At 53.0% G+C, this 16108-nt stretch carries 17 protein-coding genes; 15 read left to right on the top strand and 2 right to left on the bottom strand.

The annotated features are described in order from the left end of the window. Positions 1-142 precede the first annotated feature (142 nt). The 6 genes from pabC to ptsG all read left to right on the top strand — a co-directional run bounded on the left by pabC (position 143) and on the right by ptsG (position 6145). Positions 143-952 (top strand): aminodeoxychorismate lyase, encoded by an 810-nt coding sequence (pabC, locus tag ACLJRU_RS21085; protein WP_001539711.1) that lies wholly within the window; start codon positions 143-145, stop codon positions 950-952. A gap of 2 nt (positions 953-954) precedes the next feature. After that, on the top strand, positions 955-1977 hold the full coding sequence (gene yceG, locus ACLJRU_RS21080; RefSeq protein WP_001525192.1) for a cell division protein YceG: 1023 nt from the start codon (positions 955-957) through the stop codon (positions 1975-1977). Continuing rightward, positions 1967-2608 carry a dTMP kinase gene (gene tmk / locus ACLJRU_RS21075; protein ID WP_000535396.1) on the top strand — a complete coding sequence of 214 codons (642 nt, stop codon included), beginning with the start codon at positions 1967-1969 and terminating at the stop codon, positions 2606-2608. The genes yceG and tmk overlap by 11 nt, the downstream gene beginning before the upstream one ends. Further along, on the top strand, positions 2605-3609 hold the full coding sequence (gene holB / locus ACLJRU_RS21070; protein ID WP_000872451.1) for a DNA polymerase III subunit delta': 1005 nt from the start codon (positions 2605-2607) through the stop codon (positions 3607-3609). Before tmk ends, holB begins: the two co-directional genes overlap by 4 nt. A gap of 10 nt (positions 3610-3619) precedes the next feature. Beyond that, complete coding sequence (locus ACLJRU_RS21065; protein ID WP_000480268.1) at positions 3620-4417, top strand: metal-dependent hydrolase; 798 nt, start codon at positions 3620-3622, stop codon at positions 4415-4417. A 294-nt stretch (positions 4418-4711) separates the two neighbouring features. Further along, positions 4712-6145 carry a PTS glucose transporter subunit IIBC gene (ptsG, locus tag ACLJRU_RS21060; protein WP_000475705.1) on the top strand — a complete coding sequence of 478 codons (1434 nt, stop codon included), beginning with the start codon at positions 4712-4714 and terminating at the stop codon, positions 6143-6145. An 85-nt stretch (positions 6146-6230) separates the two neighbouring features. On the opposite strand, the gene fhuE is transcribed toward ptsG, so the two are convergent. Then, the gene (fhuE, locus tag ACLJRU_RS21055) at positions 6231-8405 is read right to left on the bottom strand and encodes a ferric-rhodotorulic acid/ferric-coprogen receptor FhuE (RefSeq protein ID WP_001539713.1); all 2175 of its coding nucleotides are present in this window, start codon (positions 8403-8405) and stop codon (positions 6231-6233) included. Between the two features lie 341 nt (positions 8406-8746). Between fhuE and hinT the strand changes: the two genes are divergently transcribed. The 8 genes from hinT to ACLJRU_RS21015 all read left to right on the top strand — a co-directional run bounded on the left by hinT (position 8747) and on the right by ACLJRU_RS21015 (position 14810). Then, complete coding sequence (gene hinT / locus ACLJRU_RS21050; protein ID WP_023236523.1) at positions 8747-9106, top strand: purine nucleoside phosphoramidase; 360 nt, start codon at positions 8747-8749, stop codon at positions 9104-9106. A gap of 2 nt (positions 9107-9108) precedes the next feature. Next, entirely contained in the window at positions 9109-9483 is a 375-nt protein-coding gene (locus ACLJRU_RS21045) for a YcfL family protein (protein ID WP_000589563.1), read from the top strand. A 13-nt stretch (positions 9484-9496) separates the two neighbouring features. Beyond that, positions 9497-10126, top strand: a complete 630-nt coding sequence (gene lpoB, locus ACLJRU_RS21040) for a penicillin-binding protein activator LpoB (RefSeq protein WP_000164362.1) — start codon at positions 9497-9499, stop codon at positions 10124-10126. Further along, positions 10107-10931: a thiamine kinase gene (gene thiK, locus ACLJRU_RS21035; protein WP_001257334.1), complete on the top strand. Its 825-nt coding sequence runs from the start codon at positions 10107-10109 to the stop codon at positions 10929-10931. The genes lpoB and thiK overlap by 20 nt, the downstream gene beginning before the upstream one ends. Positions 10932-10941: 10 nt before the next feature. After that, a complete protein-coding gene (nagZ, locus tag ACLJRU_RS21030) occupies positions 10942-11967 on the top strand; it encodes a beta-N-acetylhexosaminidase (protein ID WP_000529340.1) in 1026 nt (341 codons plus the stop codon). A 24-nt stretch (positions 11968-11991) separates the two neighbouring features. After that, positions 11992-12534, top strand: coding sequence for an alpha/beta hydrolase YcfP (gene ycfP / locus ACLJRU_RS21025; RefSeq protein ID WP_000587945.1), 543 nt, complete (start codon positions 11992-11994; stop codon positions 12532-12534). Between the two features lie 253 nt (positions 12535-12787). Next, complete coding sequence (gene ndh, locus ACLJRU_RS21020; protein WP_000211053.1) at positions 12788-14092, top strand: NADH-quinone dehydrogenase; 1305 nt, start codon at positions 12788-12790, stop codon at positions 14090-14092. A gap of 178 nt (positions 14093-14270) precedes the next feature. Further along, entirely contained in the window at positions 14271-14810 is a 540-nt protein-coding gene (locus ACLJRU_RS21015) for a glycine zipper 2TM domain-containing protein (RefSeq protein ID WP_001043452.1), read from the top strand. Positions 14811-14883: 73 nt separating this feature from the next. Here the strand turns inward: ACLJRU_RS21015 and comR are convergent, their stop codons facing one another. Beyond that, complete coding sequence (comR, locus tag ACLJRU_RS21010; RefSeq protein WP_000205985.1) at positions 14884-15519, bottom strand: TetR family copper-responsive transcriptional repressor ComR; 636 nt, start codon at positions 15517-15519, stop codon at positions 14884-14886. Between the two features lie 241 nt (positions 15520-15760). Between comR and bhsA the strand changes: the two genes are divergently transcribed. Beyond that, entirely contained in the window at positions 15761-16018 is a 258-nt protein-coding gene (bhsA, locus tag ACLJRU_RS21005; RefSeq protein ID WP_000800134.1) for a multiple stress resistance protein BhsA, read from the top strand. The last annotated feature ends 90 nt before the right edge of the window (positions 16019-16108 follow it).

Here is a 16108-nt window from a genome sequence, read left to right as displayed (position 1 = left end):
GAAATACAAAACGCCCGATGATGTTCATCAGGCGTTTTACAGACAAAAAACTGTCAACCTATATCAGGACTAGTCAGCATATCACCTCTTGTTCTGCGTTATTCATCCTGCCACACTAGCAGGCGACGGATAAGGAGCCACTATGTTTTTAATTAATGGCCATGCGCAGGATCAACTTGCTGTAAGCGACCGGGCGACGCAGTTCGGCGATGGCAGTTTTACGACCGCACGTATTGTTGATGGCAACATTTGCCATCTGGAAGCGCATCTTCAGCGCTTGCAGGTTGCCTGTGAAAAATTACGGATCGCTTTTAGCCATTGGTCGACCCTTCGGCAAGAGATGACAATGTTGGCCACAGGGCATGATTCAGGCGTGTTGAAAGTGATCATTAGCCGTGGTAGCGGCGGCCGGGGATACAGCGCCATGAATTGTCAGGCAGCTACCCGAATCCTCTCCGTTTCTGCTTATCCCGCTTATTATTCTCAGTGGCGTAAGCAAGGCATCACTCTTACCCTTAGTCCCATACCGCTTGGGCGCAATCCTTATCTTGCCGGATTAAAACATCTGAACCGCCTCGAACAGGTGTTGATTCGCTCTCATCTTGAGCAGACGGACGCCGATGAGGCGCTGGTTCTTGACAGCGAGGGATGGGTTACGGAATGCTGTGCGGCTAATTTGTTCTGGCGTACAGGCGACATTGTTTTTACGCCGCGTCTGGATCAGGCCGGGGTGAACGGCATTATGCGACAATTTTGTTTACGCCAACTGGCGCAATCTCCTTTCCAGGTTCTTGAAGTACAGGCGAGAGAGGAGGCAGTCAGGCAGGCGGATGAGATTATCATCTGCAACGCGCTAATGCCGATTATTCCCATACGCGCCTATCACGGGGCGTCGTATTCTTCGCGAACACTGTTTCAATTTTTAGCCCCATTTTGTGAGCATCCGAATTAGTTATGAAAAAATTGTCAGGCGTTTTCCTTCTGCTGTTGGTTGTGCTGGGTATTGCCGCGGGCGTGGGGATGTGGAAAGTTCGCCATCTGGCGAACAGCACGTTACTTATTAAAAACGAGACTATCTTTACGCTCAAGGCGGGAACGGGGCGGCTGGCGCTTGGCGACCAGCTTTATGATGAAAAAATCATTAATCGCCCCCGGGTATTTCAGTGGTTGCTGCGCGTGGAGCCTGAGTTATCGCACTTTAAAGCGGGAACTTACCGTTTTACGCCGGGGATGACCGTACGGGAGATGCTTGAGTTGCTGGAGAGCGGCAAAGAAGCGCAATTCCCGTTGCGGTTTGTGGAAGGGATGCGCCTTAGCGACTACCTAAAACAGCTACGAGAGGCGCCGTATATTCGCCATACATTGCCGGATGATGACTACGCCACTGTCGCTCAGGCATTAAAGCTTGCGCATCCGGAATGGGTAGAAGGGTGGTTCTGGCCCGATACCTGGATGTATACCGCCAACACCAGCGATGTCGCTATTCTCAAGCGAGCGCACCAAAAGATGGTGAAAGCTGTCGATACTGTCTGGAAAGGCCGGGCCGGGGGGCTGCCTTATAAAGATCAGAACCAACTGGTGACAATGGCCTCGATTATTGAAAAAGAAACGGCTGTCGCCAGCGAACGCGATCAGGTGGCCTCAGTCTTTATTAATCGCCTGAGAATCGGTATGCGCCTTCAGACCGATCCCACCGTGATTTACGGAATGGGGACGAGTTATAATGGTAACTTGTCGCGTGCGGATCTGGAAAAGCCGACGGCTTATAACACGTATACCATAACCGGGCTGCCGCCAGGACCGATTGCATCGCCCAGCGAAGCGTCATTGCAGGCGGCGGCGCATCCGGCGAAAACGCCGTATCTCTATTTTGTGGCCGACGGTAAAGGCGGTCACACATTTAACACCAATCTTGCCAGCCATAATCGGTCAGTGCAGGAGTACCTGAAAGTGCTTAAGGAAAAAAATGGGCAGTAATTATATCGTCATCGAGGGCCTGGAAGGCGCCGGAAAAACCACTGCGCGCGACGTGGTGGTGGAGACCCTTGAGCAACTGGGTATTCGTAATATGATTTTTACCCGAGAGCCGGGCGGGACGCAACTTGCCGAAAAACTAAGAAGTCTGGTGCTGGATATCCGATCGGTAGGCGACGAAGTGATTACCGATAAAGCGGAAGTGCTGATGTTTTATGCCGCTCGCGTACAGCTCGTCGAAACGGTAATCAAACCCGCGCTGGCGCAAGGCATATGGGTGATCGGCGATCGCCACGATCTCTCGACCCAGGCGTATCAGGGGGGAGGGCGCGGCATTGATCAAACCATGCTGGCGACACTACGCGATGCCGTGCTGGGCGATTTTCGTCCTGACCTGACGCTGTATCTGGATGTCACGCCGGAAGTCGGGCTAAAACGCGCCAGAGCGCGCGGCGATTTGGATCGCATTGAGCAGGAATCTTTTGATTTCTTTAACCGGACTCGCGCGCGCTATCTGGAACTGGCGGCGCAAGACTCGCGTATCCGCACCATTGACGCGACCCAGCCGCTGGATGCCGTCATGCGCGACATTCGCGCCACGGTGACGAAGTGGGTGCAGGAGCAAGCGGCATGAAATGGTATCCATGGTTACGGCCCGCCTATGAAAAACTGGTAGAAAGTTACCAGGCGGGACGTGGGCACCATGCGCTACTGATTCAGGCCTTACCTGGCATGGGCGACGAGGCGCTGTGCTATGCGCTGAGCCGTTATCTGTTATGCCAGCAGCCTGAGGGCCACAAAAGCTGTGGGCATTGCCGTGGCTGTCAGCTTATGCAGGCTGGCACGCATCCGGACTATTACACGCTGACGCCGGATAAAGGCAAAAGCAGCCTCGGCGTAGATGCGGTACGCGAGGTCAGCGAGAAATTGTACGAGCACTCCCGTCTGGGCGGCGCGAAGGTGGTGTGGATTGCGGATGCGGCGCTATTAACCGACGCCGCCGCCAATGCGTTGCTCAAAACGCTGGAAGAGCCGCCGGAGCAAACCTGGTTTTTCCTTGCCAGCCCGGAGCCTGCTCGTCTGTTGGCGACATTACGCAGCCGCTGCCGGCTGCATCATCTGGCGCCGCCGTCCGAATCGTATGCGATGTCATGGCTGTCGCGAGAAGTGACGGCGTCACAAGAAGCATTGCTCACGGCGCTACGTCTGAATGCGGGGTCGCCCGGCGCCGCGCTGGCGCTGTTGCAGTCTGAACGCTGGGCGCAGCGTGAGGCGCTGTGTCAGGCGTTAATGGACAGTTTGCATACGGGCGACTGGTATGCGTTATTAACGGCGCTCAATCATGAGCAAGCCCCGGCGCGCCTGCATTGGCTGGCAACGCTGCTGGTAGACGCGCTGAAACGTCAGCACGGCGCGTCGTACCTGACAAACGTTGATGCGGACGCGGTTGTTGCCGCGCTGGCGGGGCCGCTATCCCCGGTGCGTATTCAGGCAATCCTGAACGATGTTTGCCATTGTCGTGATCAATTACTTCATGTGACCGGATTAAATCGCGAACTGGTATTAACCGATCTCATTCTCCGCATCGAGCATTACCTGCAACCAGGCACCTTGTTGCCTGTTCCTCATCTTTGAGAGAGACATTATGTTTTTAGTCGACTCACACTGCCATCTTGATGGTCTGGATTATCAATCTTTGCATAAGGACGTGGACGATGTGCTGGCGAAAGCCGCCGCGCGCGATGTGAAGTTCTGTTTAGCGGTGGCGACGACGCTGCCGGGGTATCGCCATATGCGCGAGCTGGTGGGCAAGCGCGATAATGTGGTCTTTTCCTGCGGCGTGCATCCGTTAAATCAGGATGAAGCATATGACGTAGAAGAACTGCGCCTCCTTGCTGCAGAAGACGATGTGGTGGCGATGGGCGAGACCGGGCTTGATTACTTTTACACGCCTGAGACCAAAATCCGCCAGCAGGCGTCTTTTATTCATCATATCCAGATTGGCCGCGAATTGCATAAACCGGTGATTGTCCATACTCGCGACGCGCGTGCCGATACGCTGGCTATCCTGCGCGAAGAAAAAGTGACGGATTGCGGCGGCGTACTACACTGTTTTACAGAAGACAGAGAAACGGCCGGCAAATTGCTGGATCTGGGGTTTTATATCTCTTTTTCCGGCATCGTAACGTTCCGTAACGCTGAACAGTTGCGTGATGCGGCGCGCTATGTGCCGCTGGATCGGTTATTAGTCGAGACCGATTCTCCTTATCTGGCGCCGGTGCCGCATCGCGGTAAAGAGAACCAGCCTGCGATGGTACGCGACGTCGCAGAATATATGGCGGTATTGAAAGGGGTTGCCGTTGAAGAACTGGCGCAGATCACCACCGATAACTTTGCTCGCCTGTTCCATATTGACGCGTCTCGCCTGTCATCAATCCGTTAAACGAGTTTTTTTAAAGCTCGTAATTAATAAGCAAAGCGCGTAAAGTTCACCGCCACAAAAGGGGCGGTGAACGAGCTTATGGAAACATTCGGAAACTCATTTTGGCAGAATGTGATACTTTTTAGGCTATCTGGCGCTGAAACGTGATAGCCGTCAAACAAAATCAGACGTATTTATTTTACTCTGTGTAATGAATAAAAGGGCACTTAGATGTCCTGTCCACGGCGGGGTTCTCCCCCCTCGCCAATGCGTGAGAACGTAGAAAAGCACAAATACTCAGGAGCACTCTCAATTATGTTTAAGAATGCATTTGCTAACCTGCAAAAGGTCGGTAAATCGCTGATGCTGCCGGTATCCGTACTCCCTATCGCAGGTATCCTGCTGGGTGTCGGTTCCGCTAACTTCAGCTGGCTGCCAGCCGTTGTATCGCACGTTATGGCAGAAGCGGGCGGATCTGTTTTTGCCAATATGCCGCTGATTTTCGCTATCGGCGTGGCGTTGGGCTTCACCAACAACGACGGCGTTTCGGCTCTGGCGGCGGTAGTAGCGTATGGCATCATGGTGAAAACCATGGCTGTGGTTGCGCCGCTGGTTCTGCATTTACCTGCTGAAGAGATCGCCGCTAAACACCTTGCTGATACGGGTGTTCTCGGGGGGATTATCTCCGGTGCGATCGCAGCGTATATGTTTAACCGCTTCTACCGTATCAAACTGCCTGAGTATCTGGGCTTCTTTGCGGGCAAACGCTTCGTGCCGATCATTTCGGGTCTGGCCGCTATTTTTACCGGTGTGGTGCTGTCTTTCGTATGGCCGCCAATCGGTACGGCTATCCAGGCGTTCTCGCAGTGGGCGGCTTATCAGAATCCGGTTGTCGCGTTTGGTATTTACGGTTTTATCGAGCGTTGCCTGGTGCCGTTTGGTCTGCATCATATCTGGAACGTTCCTTTCCAGATGCAGATCGGCGAATACACCAACGCAGCGGGTCAGGTATTCCACGGCGACATTCCGCGCTATATGGCGGGCGACCCGACGGCGGGTATGTTGTCTGGCGGCTTCCTGTTCAAAATGTACGGTCTGCCGGCTGCGGCCATTGCTATCTGGCACTCTGCTAAACCGGAAAACCGCGCAAAAGTGGGCGGTATCATGATTTCCGCCGCGCTGACCTCGTTTTTGACGGGTATTACCGAGCCTATCGAGTTCTCCTTCATGTTCGTGGCGCCGATCCTGTACATTATTCATGCGATTCTGGCAGGTCTGGCATTCCCGATCTGTATCCTGCTGGGGATGCGTGACGGTACGTCGTTCTCCCACGGTCTGATCGACTTTATCGTGCTGTCCGGTAACAGCAGCAAATTGTGGCTGTTCCCGATTGTTGGCGCCGGTTATGCGATTGTGTACTACACCGTGTTCCGCGTGTTGATCAAAGCGCTGGATCTGAAAACGCCGGGTCGTGAAGACACTACTGATGACGCAAAAGCGGGCGCGACCAGCGAAATGGCGCCGGCTTTGGTTGCGGCGTTTGGCGGTAAAGAGAACATCACTAACCTGGATGCCTGTATCACGCGTCTGCGCGTGAGCGTAGCCGATGTAGCGAAAGTGGATCAGGCTGGCCTGAAGAAACTGGGCGCAGCAGGCGTTGTCGTCGCGGGTTCCGGCGTTCAGGCTATTTTCGGTACGAAATCCGATAACCTGAAAACGGAAATGGATGAGTACATCCGTAACAGCTAAGCAGTAATGATGTTGGGGAGAATTAAGGCAGCCATTCGGCTGCCTTTTTTTAATGGCGCTTTACATGCCGCTCTCCGACAGTTTATCAGAACTGATAATTGGCGGTGAGGCTGACGTTACGCGGCGCGCCGTAAACAATGGAACCATCAATATTGGTGTCGTAGGTTTTATCAAACAGGTTGTTGATGTTTCCCTGTACGGAAAAATTTTTCGTCACCTGATAGCGGGTAAACAGATCGACCAGCGCATAGCTGCCCTGTTCGGCGCGGAAAGTGCCGTACGTCGTCGTGGTATCTTTGTAAACCCGATTCTGCCAGTTCACACCGCCGCCGACCGTCAGCTCCGGTATCGCCGGCAGACGATAGCGGGTGAATAACTTCACGCTGGTGCGCGGGAGATTAGGGTTCACGGCGTTACCTTCATTGTCCTCGGCAACATACCGGGTAGCCCCGAAAGTCATCTGCCAGTTATCGGTAATTGCGCCGTTCACTTCAAATTCGACGCCTTTGCTCACCGTTCCGTCAGTAGACTTCCAGGCAAACTCCCCATTACTGCCAGGGATGGGAATAGTGGTTGCCTGAGCGACGTTATCCTGCTCAATGCGGAACACGGACAATGTGGTGGTGAGGCGGCTGTTCATCCAGTCGTACTTCAGGCCCGCTTCATAGTTATTACCGGTAATCGGAGCCAGATATTGACCCGCTTTGTCGCGTTTATTCTGCGGCTGAAAGATAGAGGTATAACTGGCATAAGCGGACCAGTTGTCGTTGATATCATAAATCAGCCCGGCATACGGCGTGGTATGGTTTTTCTCCATGCTGTAGGTCAGTGTATCAACACGCCAGTTGGTATAACGAGCGCCAAGAATCAGATGCAGCGGGTCGGCCAGCGAAATGCGCGTAGCGGCATACAGCGATTTCATATGCGTGGTATCGTCCTGCGCCAGATTTTGTGGCGCCCAGTGGGTTTGGGGGAAATTACCGTTAAAGGCGCTGAAGTTGCCAATGTCGTCCGGAAAGACGTTCGCCCAGGCGCTAAAATAGCGGTTATTCTGCTTACTATAACTGCCGCCAAACATCATATTGTGCTGGCGGCCAAACAGCTCATAAGCGCCATCGGCAAAGAGATCTATGGCATCTACTTTGCGCTTGCCGCTGTTCCAGCCCGTACCGCCGACCACGGGGTAGCTTGCGCCATAAGGACTCACCAGCGTACCTGTCTCTTTATCGACTAACGCATCGATATACATCATTTTACTGTCGAATTTGACCTCAGTATGGGTCGCATTCAGGGTCGCCTGCCAGCTTTCGGCAAAACGCTGCTTAAGCGTGACGAAGAATTTATTTATCTCTTTGTTGTTATAAGCCCAGTCCGGGGCGGTACTACGCGCGCGGTCATAGCTATTTTTGCTGCCATCGGTGTTCCAGCGCGGCAGACCGCCCCAGGTCGGGCTGTTGACATCAATTTTTTGATATTCATAACCGGCTGAAAGGCTGGTAGTTGCACCCAGATCGGCATCGATAATTCCGGAAAAGAACGCTTTCTCACTGTTATAGCGGTCCAGCCAGGAATCATTATTCTGATAACCCGCCACGATGCGCCCACGGACATTGCCGTCCGCGGTGAGCGGACTTTGCAGATCCATGACGTAACGCTGCTTATTCCAGCTACTGTATTCTGTGGAGACGTTACCTTTGAACTCCCGACTGGTGGCGTGTTTACGGATCATATTAATTGAGGCAGAAGGATTGCCGGTTCCGGTCATCAGCCCATTCGCGCCGCGAACCACCTCCACGCGCTCATACAGCGCGGTATCCGTTAGCGCATCGCCCAGATTCCAGCGGGACTCAAAATACGTTGGAATACCGTCAACCATATAGTTGTCAATTTCAAACCCGCGCGAGTAATAGCTGATGCGATCGGAGTCAGCCTGGCTTCCGCTGATCCCCAGCGTATTGGTCATCACCTCGCCCAGGGTTTGCAACTGCTGGTCTTCCATACGCTGCTGGCTGACAATACTGACCGACTGCGGGATATCGCGCTGAGTCATCGGCATTTGGGTGCCCGCTGCGGTCATTTTCACGCTGTAATCCTGTTCTTCACGGTTTACGGCGTCAGCGGTCGTCGCGCCTTCGACAATAACGGTATCCTCAGCCGCGAAGGCGGCAGGCATAAATGCCATCGCCATACCCATAGCTAACAGCGACGGTGCGGCGGTGGACGGAAGGTGTTTGTCCCGGCGGTATTGAATGAAAGACATCTGAAAATCCTTGCTTGTTATTGGGGTAAGTTCAGGACGTATGACGTTGAACCGTTTCATTCTTTGCTAGTTAATGCGCATAAAAATGCAAATGAGAAATATACGCATTTGTATTAAATGTGTAAAACGGTATAACCAGGGAAACTAGAAATATTTTTTAAGCGTACAAAGGCGTCATGGCAGGGGGATATGGCGGTAAGTCCAGCATGTAGTCATTTTTCGCTTAATAAATCGTGGGTTAAAGTTGAAAGAGCGTCGGTAACTCGCTCATACTCTATACTCGCAGTATGGCTCGGCGTAGCATGTGCGCTGCAAGGGCTATTATGAAAAAGGAAAACGTCGTGGCAGAAGAAACTATATTCAGCAAAATTATTCGTCGTGAAATCCCTTCGGATATCGTTTATCAGGATGAGCTGGTCACCGCCTTTCGTGATATTTCACCGCAGGCGCCGACGCATATCTTGATTATTCCCAATATCCTGATCCCAACCGTCAATGACGTGACGGCGGAACATGAACAGGCGTTAGGTCGGATGATCACCGTGGCGGCGAAAATCGCCGAACAAGAAAGCATTGCCGAAGATGGGTATCGTTTAATCATGAATACCAACCGTCATGGGGGCCAGGAGGTTTATCATATCCATATGCACCTACTGGGCGGCCGCCCGCTAGGCCCGATGCTGGCGCATAAAGGCTTGTAAGTATGATCAAAGGATGCATCGCGGTTTCTCTGGGCTTGCTGCTGCTTACCGGCTGCCGGTCACACCCTGAAATTCCGGTAAGCGACGCGCAGTCGCTGGTGATGGAGTCCACGGTTCTGGCGGCGGGCGTCACCGCAGAGCCGCCTGAACTGACGGCGTCTGATATCCAGCCATCAGCCTCTTCCCGCGTCTATAACGAAAGGCAAGAGCCCATAACCGTTCATTATCGGTTTTACTGGTATGACGCGCGGGGGTTGGAGATGCATCCGCTGGAGGCGCCGCGTAGCGTAACCATACCCGCGCGTTCGTCGGTAACGCTATTTGGCAGCGCCAATTATCTGGGGGCGCATAAGGTCAGGCTTTATCTTTATTTGTGAGGAGTGAATTTTGATGACAAAAATGCATCGCTACGCTGCCATTGCTGCGCTGGCGATATTTCTCTCCGGGTGTATGGCGCAACGTCAACCTGCGCCAGTTGAAGAGGTAAAACCAGCGCCAGAACAACCCGCGCAGCCGCCTGTTGTGCCGTCTGTGCCAACCATTCCACAGCAACCGGGGCCGATCGAACATGAAGATCAAACGGGCCAGCCAGCGCCTAAGGTGCGCCACTATGACTGGAACGGCGCGATGCAACCGCTGGTCAGCAAAATGTTGCAGGCTGATGGCGTGACGGCCGGAAACGTATTGCTTGTCGACAGCGTGAATAACCGGACGAATGGGTCGTTAAATGCGAACGAGGCAACGGAAACGTTACGTAATGCGCTGGCGAACAACGGTAAATTTACTCTGGTCTCCGTACAGCAACTCTCGATGGCAAAACAGCAGTTAGGGTTGTCTCCGCAGGATAGTCTGGGAACGCGCAGTAAAGCTATTGGCATTGCGCGCAATGTCGGGGCGCAATATGTACTTTACTCCAGCGCATCCGGTAACGTTAACGCGCCTGCATTACAGATGCAGTTAATGCTGGTGCAAACTGGCGAGATAATCTGGTCAGGTAAAGGTGCGGTCCAACAACAATAATCCCTTAACGCGCGACGAGATCCTGTCGCGCTATTTTCCCCAGTATCGTCCCGCCGTCGCCGCATCGCAGGGGCTAAGCGGCGGGAGCTGTATTATTGCCCACGATACTCACCGTGTCGTGCTGCGCCGTCATCACGACCCCGACGCTCCACCAGCCCATTTTTTACGTCATTACCGCGCCTTATCCCAATTGCCGGCCAGTCTTGCGCCGCGAGCGCTTTTTTATACGCCAGGCTGGATGGCGGTAGAATATCTGCATGGTGTGGTAAATTCCGCTCTGCCAGATGCCGACGAACTGGCGGCCTTACTGTATCATTTGCATCAACAGCCGCGTTTTGGCTGGCGTATCGCGCTATCGCCACTATTGGCGCAGTACTGGTCGTGTTGCGATCCGGCAAGGCGTACGCCGTTTTGGTTGCGGCGGCTCAAACAGTTGCAAAAAAACGGTGAACCTCGCCCGCTGCGGCTCGCGCCTTTGCATATGGATGTCCATGGCGACAATATAGTATTAACGTCCGCCGGGTTGAGACTGATTGACTGGGAGTATGCCGGTGACGGCGATATTGCGTTGGAGCTGGCGGCAGTATGGGTTGAGGATGAACGCCAGCACCGACAACTGGCAAACGCTTATGCCGCGTGCGCGCGAATCGACGCCCGGCAGCTATGGCGACAGATACGATTATGGCACCCCTGGGTCATTATGCTAAAAGCAGGGTGGTTCGAATACCGCTGGCGACAAACCGGCGAGCAACAATTTATCAGGTTGGCCGATGAAACCTGGCGCCAGCTACGTATGAAAGGATAAGGAGAGCAGTGTGGGCCCAGTAATGTTGAATGTCGAAGGATGTGAGCTGGATGCGGAGGAGCGCGAGATACTGGCGCATCCGCTGGTTGGCGGGCTTATTCTGTTCACGCGTAATTACCATGACCCGGAACAGCTGCGCGAATTAGTGCGCCAGATTCGGGCGGCATCGCGTAACCATCTGGTGGTGGCCGTCGATCAGGAAGGCGGGCGCGTACAGCGTTTCCGTGAAGGGTTTACCCGCCTGCCCGCGGCGCAATCTTTTTTTGCGCTGCATGGGCTGGAAGAGGGGGGACGACTGGCGCAGGAGGCAGGGTGGCTGATGGCCAGCGAAATGATCGCGATGGATATTGATATCAGTTTTGCGCCAGTGCTGGACGTCGGGCATATCAGCGCGGCAATTGGCGAGCGTTCTTATCATGCCGATCCCGCAAAAGCGTTGGCAATGGCAACACGCTTTATTGACGGTATGCATGACGCCGGGATGAAAACGACCGGTAAGCATTTCCCCGGCCACGGCGCGGTCACGGCGGACTCCCACAAAGAGACGCCGTGCGATCCACGTCCTGAAACGGACATCCGTGGCAAAGATATGTCGGTGTTCCGCACGCTGATTAGCGAGAATAAACTGGATGCGATTATGCCTGCCCACGTGATCTACCGCGCTATCGATCCGCGTCCGGCAAGCGGTTCGCCGTACTGGCTGAAAACTGTGCTGCGTCAGGAGCTAGGCTTTGACGGCGTCATTTTCTCCGACGATCTGTCTATGGAGGGCGCGGCGATTATGGGCAGCTATGCTGAGCGCGCTCAGGCGTCGCTGGATGCGGGTTGCGATATGATTCTGGTCTGCAATAATCGTAAAGGCGCAGTCAGCGTGCTGGATAATCTGTCGCCGATCAAAGCAGAGCGTGTTACACGTTTGTATCATAAAGGTTCATTTTCACGCCGGGAGCTCATGGACTCAGCACGCTGGAAAACAGCCAGCGCCCAGCTCAACCAGTTACATGAACGCTGGCAGGAAGAAAAAGCAGGTCATTAACTCGAGTTTTCGTGAGGGTGCCAGATGATTATTTATTTACACGGTTTTGATTCAAATAGTCCGGGCAACCATGAAAAAGTGTTGCAATTACAGTTTATCGACCCGGATGTTCGGCTGGTAAGCTACAGTACGCGGCATCCTAAGCACGATATGCAGCATCTGCTGAAAGAAGTGGACAAAATGTTGCAGTTGAATGTGGACGAGCGCCCTTTAATCTGTGGCGTGGGGCTGGGCGGTTACTGGGCGGAGCGGATTGGCTTTTTGTGCGATATCCGTCAGGTGGTTTTTAACCCGAACCTGTTCCCCTATGAAAACATGGAGGGGAAAATCGATCGCCCGGAAGAATATGCGGACATCGCTACAAAGTGCGTGACCAACTTTCGCGAAAAAAATCGCGATCGTTGTCTGGTGATCCTCTCGCGTCATGACGAAGCGCTGGACAGCCAACGCTCAGCGCAAGCGCTTCACCCGTATTATGAAATTGTGTGGGATGAGGAACAGACTCACAAATTCAAAAATATTTCGCCGCACTTGCAACGTATCAAAGCGTTTAAAACGCTGGGGTAACGCCCCCGGCAATATGGCGTTATCAGTGACCGGATAACCAGCCTTGCGGCTGGTTTTTTTATGCTCAATTCTCGCAAACTGTCTATCTTTTCAGCATGAAAACTTGATGCACATCAATTTTGGTATGACCAATGCACCGTTCATGCTATTCTCATATCAGAAGCTTATTCTCATTAACGTAACTTGTTGTTAATTAAAGGCTATACCAATAACTTTTAATTAACAATTGGTTGATAAATTTAAGGGGGTCACGTTGACTACACCATTAAAAAAGATCGTGATTGTTGGCGGCGGCGCTGGCGGGCTGGAAATGGCGACGCAGTTAGGCCATAAACTGGGGCGCAAGAAAAAAGCGAAAATCACGCTGGTAGACAGAAATCACAGCCATCTGTGGAAACCATTGCTGCACGAAGTGGCGACTGGCTCTCTGGACGAAGGCGTGGATGCGCTGAGCTATCTGGCCCATGCGCGCAATCATGGTTTCCAGTTCCAGCTGGGGTCGGTGATGGATATCGATCGCGAAGCGAAAACCATCACTATTGCCGAGTTGCGTGATGAAAAGGGCGAACTGCTGGTGCCGGAGCGCAAAATCGCGTATGACACGCTGGTGATGGCGCTGGGCAGCACCTCTAATGATTTCAACACGCCGGGCGTGAAAGAGCACTGTATCTTCCTCGATAACCCGCATCAGGCGCGCCGTTTTCACCAGGAGATGCTGAACCTGTTCCTCAAGTATTCGGCTAATCTGGGCGCGAACGGTAAGGTCAATATCGCCATCGTTGGCGGCGGTGCGACGGGGGTTGAGCTGTCGGCTGAACTGCATAATGCGGTAAAACAGCTGCATAGCTATGGTTATAAGGGGCTGACCAACGACGCGCTGAACGTGACGTTGGTTGAGGCTGGCGAGCGTATTCTGCCTGCGTTGCCGCCGCGTATCTCCAGCGCCGCGCATAATGAACTGACCAAACTGGGCGTTCGCGTGTTGACGCAAACTATGGTCACCAGCGCCGACGAAGGCGGTCTGCATACGAAAGAAGGTGAATATATTCAGGCCGATCTGATGGTGTGGGCGGCGGGTATCAAAGCGCCAGATTTTATGAAAGAAATTGGTGGTCTGGAAACGAACCGCATCAACCAACTGGTGGTGGAACCGACGCTGCAAACCACGCGCGATCCTGATATTTATGCGATTGGCGACTGCGCTTCCTGCGCACGTCCGGAAGGAGGTTTTGTGCCGCCTCGCGCTCAGGCGGCGCATCAGATGGCTACCTGCGCGATGAATAACATTCTGGCGCAGATGAATGGCAAACCGCTGAAAGCTTACCAGTATAAAGATCATGGATCGCTGGTCTCTCTGTCCAACTTCTCTACCGTGGGTAGTCTGATGGGGAACCTGACCCGCGGTTCAATGATGATTGAAGGACGTATCGCCCGCTTCGTGTATATCTCGCTATACCGTATGCACCAGATAGCGCTGCATGGATACTTTAAAACCGGCCTGATGATGCTGGTGGGCAGTATTAACCGCGTCATTCGTCCGCGCCTGAAACTGCATTAATTTCTCTGCGCCTCACCGGCTGCTCGCGCCGGTGAGCGCTTCTCCATCTCTTGCTTCGGAGTTGTCCGAATCCTTCAGCTTTACCGCCTCATCCCGCATTTTTCATCCTCATTCCGATTGGCTTTGTTCGCATACTGGTTGCAAAATTGTTACCAATAGCAACGAAGGAGGAACTCCCGTGAATAAATCAATGTTGGCGGGTATAGGGATTGGCGTAGCGGCTGCGCTGGGTGTGGCGGCAGTGGCCAGTCTCAACGTATTTGATCGTAGTCCGCAGTATGCGCAGGTGATATCGGCTAAACCGATTAAAGAGACGGTAAAAACGCCGCGTCAGGAGTGCCGTAATGTCACGGTCACGCATCGTAGACCGGTTCAGGACGAAAACCGTATTGCCGGCTCGGTGCTTGGCGCAGTAGCAGGCGGCGTGATTGGACATCAATTTGGCGGCGGTCGTGGTAAAGATGTGGCGACGGTCGTCGGGGCGCTGGGCGGCGGTTATGCTGGCAATCAAATCCAGGGATCAATGCAGGAAAGTGATACCTACACTACCACGCAGCAACGCTGTAAGACGGTGTATGACAAATCTGAAAAGATGCTTGGCTACGACGTGACCTACAAAATTGGCGATCAGCAGGGCAAAATCCGCATGGATAAAGACCCCGGAACGCAAATTCCCCTCGACGGCAATGGCCAACTGGTTCTGAATAACAAAGCATAAAAAAGCTGTACTCTGCAAGTTAGCCCCTCATTCGCTCAGGCTGAGGGGCTTTTTTTATCCGAAGCTACGTCGTTCAGGGCTTGAGCAGTTCAGGCCAGATGCGCAGAGTCGTACGCGTAATTTGCATCAGTTGTTCGAAGGTGGCTCCTTCACGGGCGCTGATCGACATTCCCTGTAAAATACAGTTTATATATTCCGCGAGCGCCTGCGGGTTACAGTGCGCCGGAATTTCACCGCGCTCCTGACGTTGGCGCAGAAACTGGATGAGCGTCTGTTCCTGCATGGCGTGGCGTGATTTTACCGTGCGGGCGATATCGCGCGAGGAGGCGGCGAGGGTGGCGGACGTATTAATCATAAAGCAGCCAGCCGGCGTGTCTGTACTGGTAAAGCAGGCGGCAATTTCTGTGAAGTAATCTTCCAGCGCCGATTCCACGCTTTTCTCTTCACAAAAGAGCTGGGCTTCGTGCTTTGAGGCAAAGCGAGTGATGTAGCGATCCAGGACAGCGCGAAATAATCCTTCTTTGTTAGTGAATTCCGCATAGAGAGTAGGCGCTTTCGCCCCGGTAGCCTCTACGAGATCGGCAAGCGAAGTTGCTTCATAGCCGTGCTGCCAGAAGAGAGTCATGGCCTTATCAAGCGCGGCTTCCCTGTCGAACACTTTTGGTCGGCCACGGCTTTTCTTCGCGCAACTTGTGGTATCCGTTGTCATGATGCCGTTGTACCTGTTTAAAGAGCGGTCTCTCTATTATAAAAACAAACCACTTCTGGCTCCAGAGTATTCATTAGAAAAATAAATCAATTCTATTCACATGAAAAATAACATCTTTATAAATTATATAATGATCATTATAAAAATAGATTGACGTGTGATGTAGATCACATCTATGATTAATTTATCGATCGTTAAGTTAATTCTTACGACACCCATTCATCTGCTAAAGGTCATCACTATGAAAAACGTAAAAAACCTCATCGCTGCTGCGGTACTAAGTTCGCTCTCATTCGCCAGCTTCGCCGCCGTTGAAGTTCAGGCAACGCCAGAAGGTCAACAGAAGTTCGGCACCATTTCCGCGAATGGCGGCACGAATCTGGGCTCGCTGGAAGATCAGCTGGCGCAAAAAGCGCAGGAGATGGGGGCGAAGTCTTTCCGTATTACCTCTGTTACCGGCCCGAATACCCTCCACGGTACGGCGGTAATCTATAAGTAAGCATTAACCCTCATTAATGCCGCTGCGATTGCCACAATAAAAAGAGAAAGCCTCGCGATGCATCGCGAGGCTTTTTTGTCGGTCAGCTAT

Source organism: Salmonella sp. SAL00653, from assembly GCF_046552515.1.
Lineage (GTDB): Bacteria > Pseudomonadota > Gammaproteobacteria > Enterobacterales > Enterobacteriaceae > Salmonella > Salmonella enterica.
The sequence above is the reverse complement of the archived record's forward strand: the minus strand, read 5'-3'. Positions and strand labels throughout refer to the sequence as shown.